Annotated in this window: 10 protein-coding genes, 1 tRNA gene and 1 pseudogene; 2 read left to right on the top strand and 10 right to left on the bottom strand. The window is 58.0% G+C overall.

The window, feature by feature from the left end; all coding sequences use genetic code 11:
• Positions 1-135 (top strand): annotated as a pseudogene (locus ACVWZF_RS12920) (RNA-guided endonuclease TnpB family protein); the annotation flags it as partial.
• Between the two features lie 95 nt (positions 136-230).
• Here the strand turns inward: ACVWZF_RS12920 and ACVWZF_RS12915 are convergent.
• The 9 genes from ACVWZF_RS12915 to ACVWZF_RS12875 form a co-directional block, all read right to left on the bottom strand.
• On the bottom strand, positions 231-1,145 hold the full coding sequence (locus tag ACVWZF_RS12915; protein ID WP_414523187.1) for an alpha/beta fold hydrolase: 915 nt from the start codon (positions 1,143-1,145) through the stop codon (positions 231-233).
• Positions 1,146-1,329: 184 nt separating this feature from the next.
• A complete protein-coding gene (locus tag ACVWZF_RS12910; RefSeq protein ID WP_011433865.1) occupies positions 1,330-2,280 on the bottom strand; it encodes a LysR substrate-binding domain-containing protein in 951 nt (316 codons plus the stop codon).
• 621 nt (positions 2,281-2,901) lie between these two features.
• Positions 2,902-3,549, bottom strand: a complete 648-nt coding sequence (locus ACVWZF_RS12905) for a thermonuclease family protein (protein WP_011433864.1) — start codon at positions 3,547-3,549, stop codon at positions 2,902-2,904.
• A gap of 450 nt (positions 3,550-3,999) precedes the next feature.
• On the bottom strand, positions 4,000-4,473 hold the full coding sequence (locus tag ACVWZF_RS12900) for a YqeG family HAD IIIA-type phosphatase (RefSeq protein WP_011433863.1): 474 nt from the start codon (positions 4,471-4,473) through the stop codon (positions 4,000-4,002).
• 11 nt (positions 4,474-4,484) lie between these two features.
• Positions 4,485-5,627 carry an endolytic transglycosylase MltG gene (gene mltG, locus ACVWZF_RS12895; RefSeq protein WP_148202853.1) on the bottom strand — a complete coding sequence of 381 codons (1,143 nt, stop codon included), beginning with the start codon at positions 5,625-5,627 and terminating at the stop codon, positions 4,485-4,487.
• Positions 5,628-5,988: 361 nt separating this feature from the next.
• Positions 5,989-6,750, bottom strand: a complete 762-nt coding sequence (gene pyrH / locus ACVWZF_RS12890) for a UMP kinase (protein ID WP_011433861.1) — start codon at positions 6,748-6,750, stop codon at positions 5,989-5,991.
• A gap of 98 nt (positions 6,751-6,848) precedes the next feature.
• A complete protein-coding gene (locus ACVWZF_RS12885) occupies positions 6,849-6,998 on the bottom strand; it encodes a hypothetical protein (RefSeq protein WP_011433860.1) in 150 nt (49 codons plus the stop codon).
• A 115-nt stretch (positions 6,999-7,113) separates the two neighbouring features.
• Positions 7,114-7,449, bottom strand: coding sequence for a TMEM165/GDT1 family protein (locus ACVWZF_RS12880; protein WP_011433859.1), 336 nt, complete (start codon positions 7,447-7,449; stop codon positions 7,114-7,116).
• Between the two features lie 57 nt (positions 7,450-7,506).
• The gene (locus ACVWZF_RS12875; protein WP_148202759.1) at positions 7,507-8,046 is read right to left on the bottom strand and encodes a TMEM165/GDT1 family protein; all 540 of its coding nucleotides are present in this window, start codon (positions 8,044-8,046) and stop codon (positions 7,507-7,509) included.
• Positions 8,047-8,144: 98 nt separating this feature from the next.
• On the opposite strand from ACVWZF_RS12875, the gene ACVWZF_RS12870 reads away from it, so the two are divergent.
• Positions 8,145-8,217 (top strand) — tRNA-Ile (locus ACVWZF_RS12870).
• Between the two features lie 56 nt (positions 8,218-8,273).
• Here ACVWZF_RS12870 and ACVWZF_RS12865 read toward each other — a convergent pair.
• Positions 8,274-9,488: a D-alanyl-D-alanine carboxypeptidase gene (locus tag ACVWZF_RS12865; protein ID WP_238376771.1), complete on the bottom strand. Its 1,215-nt coding sequence runs from the start codon at positions 9,486-9,488 to the stop codon at positions 8,274-8,276.
• Positions 9,489-9,533: the final 45 nt, after the last annotated feature.

Below are 9,533 nucleotides of genomic sequence, written 5' to 3'. Positions count from 1 at the left end.
GCGGACTGGAATGGGGCCAACATGATTGCCAAACTTGGGGCTGTCGTAAACCAGCCTAGAGGTCCGTGGTTGGCTTGCCAACTGCAGGGCTACCGAAAGCCCGCCCTGTACTGCGAAGCAGTCAGGGCCGGGTAGTTTACGCGTTCCCCTTGGGCGGCGCTCCGTCGCCTATCGGGCATCGCCATCTGGCAAGCGGCATTCCTCTCTCGGCCATACGCTACAGCCCCAGCTCAAAGCCCGCATTGTGCGGAAAGGGCTGTGTCGAGAAATTCCCGGATCAGGGGCAGCACCTGTTCCCCATGCAAGGCAGGGATGGCGTGGCCGGCCCCGGCCAGGATCTTGAGCTGAGCCCCAGGGATCCCTTCGGCATAGGTTTGGCAGTGCCAGAGGGGAATGGTGTCGTCCTGTTCGGCGGCGATCACCAGGGTGGGGGCCTGAATGTAGTTGAGATAACGTTCAACCGTATCGACAGCAGCTTGTGGGCGCAGACGTTGTCGGAGAAATTGCCGAGCGACCGGCTGCTGACGCAGGGATCCCCGCAACCACAAGAGCTGGGCCAGCTTGTCTTCCCAATGCCACCAGCGGGCCAGCGGAGCGATCGCCCGCAACAGCCAATCCACCCAAGCGCTTTCCCAGAGCAAGGGCCGCAAATGGTTGTAGCGTCTCACAAAGCTGTCGTCGCGGATCCCGGCAGGAGCCAACAAGACCAATCCCCGCAGCGGATACCGCACGGCGTAAGCTGCCGCCACCCATCCCCCAAAGGAATGGCCCACCAAAACCGGAGCAGCTAGGCCCAGCGTTTGGACAAATCCGCGCACAAACTCCACTTCTGCAGCGATGTCGTAGTGCAAGGCCGGTTGGCCGGACTGCCCGAACCCCAGTAAATCCAAGGCAATGCAGCGATATTCGTCTCCCAACCCTTGCATCAGCGGCCACCAGTTGGCATGAGTGGCCATAAAGCCATGCAGAAACAGCAGTGGGATCCCTTTTCCCCAGTCTCGATAGGCAGCCCAGCAGGACTCTGCCCCTGCGATGTTCAACCCTTCCAATTTCACCCTGTGCAGCGGGATCTCTTGAACGCGGGCCTGTAACTCCGCCAAGCGCTGGGCCAGGGGGAGTCGTTCCAACAGCGTTTGCCTGGTCATCGGCTTGGGGTCAGTAGACACAGACAGATTCAGCAGATGCAGTTTCTTCCGGAGCAGCATTGGCTACAGCGAATGCACCTATACGGAAATATCTCTCGTATCTCTTTGAACAGGGATCCTGCTCAATCCACCGGAATCTACCTGGGATCCCATCAACTCGGAAAAGGCCGTAACGCATCGCAACTTAGCCGATCAACTGCAAATGGGGCGGGGGAGTTTTCAGCCAGTCTTGGCGGGTCAGCAGCCCTTGGAGGAAGCGGGTGGCTGCCTGCGATTGATAGCGCTCCGGGTTAAAAGCCAGCCAGAGGGTACGCCGTATCTGTAGCCCTTCCACCGCCAGCTTCCGGAACCGCCCCTGTTCCACATCGGATCCCACTGCCACCGTAGACAAAAAGGCCACCCCCAAACCCGCCTGGACAGCATTTTTGATTGCTTCAATCGAGCTGAGTTCCAGCCGCACGTTCAATTGGGCCGGGTTAATGCCGTGGCGGTTCAGCACCCGATCGATGGTTTGCCGAGTGGAAGACTGGGGATCCAAGGTGATGAAGGGCAAAGCCAGCAGATCCACAAGAGCCGGAGAGTCGATGGCACACCCGGGAGCACCGACCAACACATATTCATCTTCCGCCAGAGCCATCACCTTCAAGTGCCGCTGCAGCTCAAAGGGGATCTCCCCGCCAACAATGGCCACGTCCAACTGGCCGTCCACCAATTTCTGGGCAATTCGCCGCGTGGATTGCACCAAGAGCTGTACGGAAATTTGTGGATAGCGGCGGTGATATTGGGCGATCAAAGAAGGCATGACATAGGTGCCCACCGTTTGGCTGGCCCCCAGAACCAGATGCCCCCCCTCCATTTTCTGCAAATCCGCTAGGGCCTCGACGGCCTCACGGCACAGCTTGAGGATGCGCTCGCTGTACTGCAGCACCACTTTCCCGGCATCCGTCAGCTCCACCTTGCGCCCACTGCGGTCGAACAGCACCACCCCCAACTGTCGCTCCAGGTTCTGTACTTGCAAGCTGACGGCAGGCTGGGAGACAAACAGGCTATCGGCAGCACGGCGAAAGCTACCCTGCTGGGCAATTGCCCGCACAATGAGGAGCTGATCTAAGGTAAATGGCAACTCATCCGCCATAGGGAACTCCAAACCCCACAGTGGGATCCCTTACGTTTCCCTGAAAAGCTGGGCAGCCCGCGTTTGGAAACCCACACGAGATCATCATAAACAAGCGAGAAATCCCAAGAGAGCAGCTCAACCCTTTCCCGGCAGCTCGGCTCTGGGGGGTGACCAGCCAAGAGTGGAGAGGAGAGCTCAGAATCTTCGGGCTGTTTCTCTGCCATTCGGAGCAGCTATGCCCACAATACCTACCTGATACATTTACGCTGAACACTGCTGAACATCACTGTTCAACTATGCAGCGATAGCATTCTGTTTGTTTCCATTCGCGTTAGCGGGACGGAGTCCAAACAGAATGGCGGTATCCCGCAAAGCTTTGAGTAGAATACCCAAAGCGCAGTTTCCGTGTCGTCTTACTACCAATTTTCTGCTTTGCTTTGGCTACCATGTTGGCAGACTCGAAAGTAAACAGAAAGATCAACTGGTAGTAATCCGTACTGAACATATTATACATTATTTTCAGTATAGTTGAGCTTATTATTGACTAGAGTCATGCTCTCACCGACCGGCGGAAGATGGCTGTTGAGATTATTCTCAACAAACAGGCTGGCAATTCCAGCTCTGGGTTTGGCTTGGTCTCTAGCGAGGGCCGTAGGTTGTCCAATAGCCGCGTCCTTGTCTTTTGGCTGCATCGGCAGCTTCAGTAAGAATGGGGCCGTACTTCAAGCCATCGGTTTGTGGCGACAACAGGCCGTGCCCCAAAAACAGCATTTCCTGGTTGATGAGGGTGTTGGCTTGCCAAACGTAGGCAGGCAAGGTGGGAGCAGGGGCTAGGGCAGGATCCAACTCCAAAAACACCTCACGTCCCAGCAGAGCAGTCTGCAGATATTGGCCGGCATTGTAAACTGCCAGAGGGGTTTGTCCGCGCAACTCCGTCCAGTTGGGGTTGATCGGGTCAGGCAAGGGATCGATCCCAATCAGTTGCACCAGCCGCAAATCCAAATCCCCTTCAAGCTGAACAACCAGGGTGTTGTAGTTGACCACCCGAAACACGGTTGCACGTTTGAGGTCGCGCAGATCTGGACGCGCCATCACTGTTAAAGCCCAAGCGGGCAATGTCGAGAATATCAAAGGCAAGGCCAGAAAGCTGCCCAGCTTGATCAGGCTCCGTCCATTGGATACAAGCGAGGATCTGGAGCCGGGGGAAGTCGGAGCAGAACGCAGGGATTTTTGCAGCATGGACTTTAGCCGTTGCATGGCGGACTTGACAATAGGGATGGTTCGCATGCTTGACCTTTGGATCTCACACCGCCCTCACACCGCCGCCTACTGGGCTTCAACGCGGGATCCGGCTCACCTGCCGTCACTCTACAAAAAATTGGGGCAGATGGGTCAGGTCTGGAAAATCTCTCTCGATTTTTGTCTTGATTTTTAGATGTGCTACCCATCCGGTCAGCAGTTGTCAGCGCTGACAACCTGTGGTTGGTCATTTCGATTCAAACTGGGACACTGTACCCACACCTAAAACATGCATGAAACATGCATGGGGCCACAGGGCTTTTCTCAGCTGCCCAGGCGTCTCACCCTAAACTGAAGTGACTAAGTCCTTCCGAGCAGCAGGATTGTCTTTTGGTCTTCTCTCTTTGCGAAGGAAAGGGGGAGTGCTTGGAAACCTTTTCAATTCAGTTTGAAACAATTACAGTTGTCCAACTCTCAAATCTCTCAAAAGCGCAGCCCCTAGAGGGTAGCAGGGTTCTTTTCGACTGCTTCGGACAAGAGGGAGTTGACCAGCACGGTTACCAACCCCAGTCGATTGCCCGCCAAAATATCCGTCAACAGGCGGTCTCCCACCATAGCCACTGCTTCTACCGGCAAGCCCATCTGGGCTACGGCCCGCCGCAAGGCCCGCCGTGAGGGTTTCCCAGCGCGGTGAATGTAAGGCAGATCCAGGCTTTCTCCGATTTGTTGAATCCGGTTGCGATTGAGGTTGTTGCTCACCAGCCAAATTTGAAAGTGCGGACGCAACTGCTCCAGCCAAGCAGCCACAGCGGGATCCACCTCAACCTGTCGGCTCGGCACCAGTGTACCGTCTACGTCAAAGATGATGCCTTTTACCTGCCAGGCCCACAGGTCTTCTGCCCGCAACTTTAAGACAGTGCCGGCCACCACCAGATCCGGTTGCAGGAGCTTGAACCAAGGTTTGTGTACCATCCGCTCCTCGGCTAAGGACTGGGTTGAGGACTATGGTGGGATCCCTGGGCAGCTTGCCGACGCTCTTGAATAATTTGCAATTGGGCTGCCTCGTGCTCTGCTAGGGTTTTGCTGAAAACGTGGGTGCCATCGTAGCGGGCCACAAAGTAGAGATAGTCGGTTTGCTCAGGCTGCAAAACGGCTTTTAGGCTGGCCAAGCCCGGACTGGCGATGGGGCCGGGGGGCAAGCCCGGGTTGAGGTAGGTGTTGTAGGGAGAGGGGGTGCGCACCTCCGTAAGGGTGAGGCGGCGATCTGGGGTTTGCCGGATATTCAAGGCATACTCCAGCGTCGGATCGGCTCCCAGGGGGATCCCTTTCTTAAGCCGGTTCAGAAAGACACCTGCAATCAAAGCGCGTTCTTCCGGCACCACGGCCTCCCGCTCCACAATGCTGGCCAGGGTAACCCACTCGTGCAGAGACAGGGAAGTGGTGTGCTGGCGAAACAGGGGCAGGGCCACCGCGACAAATCGCTGCAGCATGGCGTCGACCACCATCTGGGCCTTTTCCCGATCCGGCAGGGATCCCTCCACCTGTTCGATGGGGAAAAGATAGGTGTCTGGGAACAGGTAGCCTTCTAGTGAGCTCAAGTTGGGGGGCAGCCAGTCGAGGGGGGGAATCACCCGGGTCACGGCAATGAAGGCATCGGCTGCCAGCCAGTTGCGCTGGGCCAGAGCCTCTGCCATTTGCTCGATGCGCCAACCCTCCGGGATGGTCAGACGTCTTTGCAGGATCCTTCCCTGCCGCAGTTGCTGGGCCACGGCCAGCATGTCCTGGTTGGGATCCAAAGCGTAGGTGCCCGCCTGAAACACCCAATCCCGTCCGAAGGTGCGGCTCCACAGCTCCCAAGCCAGAGCTGAGCGAATCACCCCTGCTTGGCGCAGTTTTTGCCCGATCAGACGGCTGCTGCTGCCCGGCTGGATTGTTACTTGGATCGGTTCTGGGCCGCCCACCGGCTGTAGCCAGGTCTGCCACTGCCAGTAGCCCAATCCCCCGACCAGAACCAACAGGAAAATCAAGCTCTGCAAAAGACGCCGACCCCAGCGTTCGCGTAAGCGTTGCGTAGCAACATGGGGTGACCTGGGTATAGCGCCTTGGGCAGCAGAGCATTTGGGCAAGACGGGATCCTTTTGGGCCGAATGCTGAACGTAAACTACCCGACACCAACCGCTAGGCGGTACGGAGCGGGCTTTTAGTAGCCCTGCAGTTAGCAAGCCAACCACGAGCCTCTGGGGTGGTTTACAGCACCCCCAATCGACCGTTACCAGTGCCTTAAACAACCGTTTCTGGTGTCCGCAGTATTGTTATAGCATTCCTCCCGACACCGACCCTACGGGTACAGTGCGGGGCTCCTGCAATTTCTAGCTGATCTGTCATTGCCTTTCCCTCCAAACGGCCTGAGCACACCCTTGAGCCAGGCTATCCTTCGGACTCAATCCTGGCTAGGGCGTCGCCGGACTCTCAAGGCCGATTTCCCCCCTAACTTGGGATCAACTCTCCTGGGCTGGGGATCCCGTTGTTCTCGACCGTCCGCTGTCCGATCCAAGTGCCGATGGGTTCTCCCTGCACCACTCGATAAATATTGCCAGGGGTAGTCAGGTCAAAGACCACGATGGGCAATTGATTTTCCTTGCAGAGGGCGATGGCGGTGCTGTCCATAACCCGCAGATCGCGGTTCAGCACATCCTGATAGCTGAGGACATCGTAGCGGCGGGCCTGAGGGTGAGTCTTGGGATCCGCATCGTAAACTCCGTCCACCTTGGTGGCTTTGAAAATCACCTCGGCATCGATCTCCGCCGCCCGCAAGGCCGCAGTGGTATCGGTGGTGAAGAAGGGGTTGCCAGATCCTGCCCCAAAAATCACCACCCGCCCCTTTTCCAGGTGACGAATGGCGCGGCGACGAATATAGGGCTCCGCCACCTCCTGCATGGCGATGGCCGTCTGCACCCGGGTGGGGATCCCGGCTCGCTCAATGGCATCCTGCAGGGTTAAGGCGTTGATGACGGTGGCCAGCATCCCTACGTAGTCGGCAGAAGCCTGATCCATCCCTTGGGCAGCCGCCTCTTTGCGCCCGCGCCAGATGTTACCCCCTCCCACCACAATCGCCACCTGCACACCGGCCCGCACCACCGAGGCCACTTCGCCGGCAATGGACTTCAAGACCTCGGGGTCGATCCCGTAGGGGCGCTCCCCCATCAGGGCTTCACCACTCAACTTCAGTAGAATCCGTCGATATTTCATGCTTATCCGCTCCGGCCCACCCCTGCATACGATAGCAGGTTTGTTGAACTAGCTCCGCTCACAGGATTGACCGACAGAGCATCTCGACAAAAACAACCTTACTGCTGTTCTTCGCCAGCGCTGGCCTCATTGTCGCGGGGGGCAGAACGGAAGCGGCGGCCATTGCGAGCACGACTTTTTTGGAACTGTTTGGCATATTCGCGGTTGCGCTCGGCTTTTTCCCGCTTCAGATTGCGTTTTTTGGCCATGCTGGTTTTCCTGACCGGTTGTCCGGACTCAAGTGAAGGTCCTCAGTTTGAAGTGTCAAAGTGAGGCGCTCTTAATCCTATCACGCTTTGCCGAGGCCATCCTGAAGCCCTCTGCTCAGCCGGCTATGGGCAGGGATCCCCACAACAAGACTAGGCCCATCACAACAAACCCCACGCCTGCCAGGGTTTTGATCCAGCGAGGTGGGATCAGGCGGGCCACCCAAGCTCCTGCCCACACCCCAATTAGGCTGGTGCTGATCAAAGCAGCAGCAGCGCCCAAAAAGATTACCCCAGCGTTTTGCGAGCGGGCACTGAGGAGCAGGGTCGCCAATTGGGTTTTATCGCCCATTTCGGCCAGCAGAATCGAGCCAAAGCTCACTAGGGCGGCCCGTCCGGCCATTTGCCGCAGCAAAAAAGACGGGGTTCGGCTGTCGTTGTCTTGGATCAACACGTTCCTCGGTTGTTCTCCACTCTGTCCTGCCGGGTTGGCATCGGCTGCTCAGGGAGGCTAGCCCTCTGGGAGCTTGTTCCCCCGCCACTCCTGCCATAATACATAGCCCCCGATCACCAGGAACCCTGCACCCGCCAACCATTGTAGCCAGCCTGGGGGAATGACTTGCCCCAGACCTTCTCCCAGCACCACGCTGAAAAAACTGGCGGTCACCAAGGCACCGGCGGAACCGAAAAAGATCGCCCAAGGAGATTGGGATTGGGCACTCATGAGCAAGGTTGCCAACTGGGTTTTGTCGCCCATTTCCGCCACAAACACGGTTAAAAAAGTAACAAGCCAGAGCTGCAGCGGGGATCCCTCTGGGAGATTGCCGTCGGAAGAGGGGGGGTTAGGGAGGGGCGGTGTCGTCGGAAGTCCAATCTCGGGGGCGGAAGACAAGGCCAAACTCTCCCCGGCAGGCTGGAAATCCACAGCGGATCCATCCCCGTAGAGATAGTGCTGCCCAACGGCCAAGAAGCCAAAACAGAGAGCCGAGGACAAGGCAATCAACCCCAAGCCCAGGGCCATTTGCCCCTGCCAAGAACGCGGCGCAGCCATGGCGTCAGATCCTAACCACCGACATGCAGCTTATCCTGTTTTCAGCCGCTTCTGGAGGAGACAAGGGCGCTAGAGTAAACGCTAGAGTAAAAGAATCAGGGGCGTTGGCCGAGCGGTTTAGGCAGCAAACTCATAATTTGCCTTACACAGGTTCGATCCCTGTACGCCCCATGGGGAGGATCCCTGCCGGACGAGGTTTCTGGGTTGAGGGCTGTTGACGCCCAGTTTCAAAGACGGGGGTTCAGCTCCGTGCGGGATCCCGTATCCCCAGAGCGAGGGATCCAACGCTCAGGCAAGGTGGCAGGGGATCCCCATTGGGACTGGAGCTGGCTGAGGAATTGTCCCTGCTGGGTGCGAAAGCCGACCAGATCGGATCCGCCATTCATCAGGGCAAACCAGATGTCCCCCTGCTCGGTTGGCAATACACCCGCCAAGGTGCTGACGCTCCTCAAGGTGCCCGACTTGGCAATTAGGATCCCTGGCAACAGACGCCGCTCCAACACTCCCACATCTTGGCCAACGACGGCAAAAGCATCGGCAAGAGAGAGCCCCTGCTCCTCCAGAAGAGACTGGATGGCTCGAAGCAAAGCTACATTGGCCCGCGGAGAAATGCGGTTTTCCACCCCCAACCCGGAACCATTGATCAGGTGTAGCTCTTCGGGCGGGATCCCGGCGATGGCCCGGGCGATTTGGGCCACCTGGTCAGCACCCCCCACCGCATCGGCCAACATCTCGGCCATGGAGTTGTTGCTGTAGAGGTTCATCAGCTTGACCAGGTGAATGAGGGGGGGGGACTCATGTCTGAGCAAAACCTGAGCGCCGGGCGGGATCTGCTGGGCAACCCGCACCGAACCCAAGATCTCCACCTGCGGTCTGGGTGTGCCGGGGGGTAAGGTTTGAAATTGGGCCTCCGCCTCTGGCGGCCAGCGCCGCGCATCCAGCCCCTGCCGCAACAGGGATCCCGATTGCGCCACATCCCGGGAAAAGTTCATGTAAAAGCGGCCCACCACCACCAGATCCCCGCGCACCTGGCGGATCCCATGAGCATTGAGCAGGTTGCCGACGGAGAAGGCTTCCTCCCAGACAAACAAGGGATCCTCCCCCCCCACCACCCAGAGATCCCCCTGCAGCACCCCGTCGGCTGTTGGCGAGCCGGTGGTCAGCCAAGGGGTTACAAAGCGATGTTGTGGGCCAAAGTGCTGCAAAGCGGCCAGTGTCGTTGCCACCTTGGTCAAAGAAGCTGCCGGCAAGGGTGTGGATCCCTGATGCTGTCCCAAAACAAGGATTCTGTCCCGCTGAGGCGAAGGATCCTCCATCTGCAGCCAAACCCCCTGAGCTGTGGGCGAAAACCCCCGACCGGCCAACTGAGCCAGATAAGTTTCCACCTGAGGTTGCAGGGATCCCTGCTCCGTCGCCTGGGAATGGGGAGACAAACCCAGCAACAGAATTGCCGCCGAGAACAGTCCAACCCAGCTCGAAACCAGCCG

The sequence above is a fragment of the Thermostichus sp. OS-CIW-30 genome, assembly GCF_054060215.1.
The sequence above is the reverse complement of the archived record's forward strand: the minus strand, read 5'-3'. Positions and strand labels throughout refer to the sequence as shown.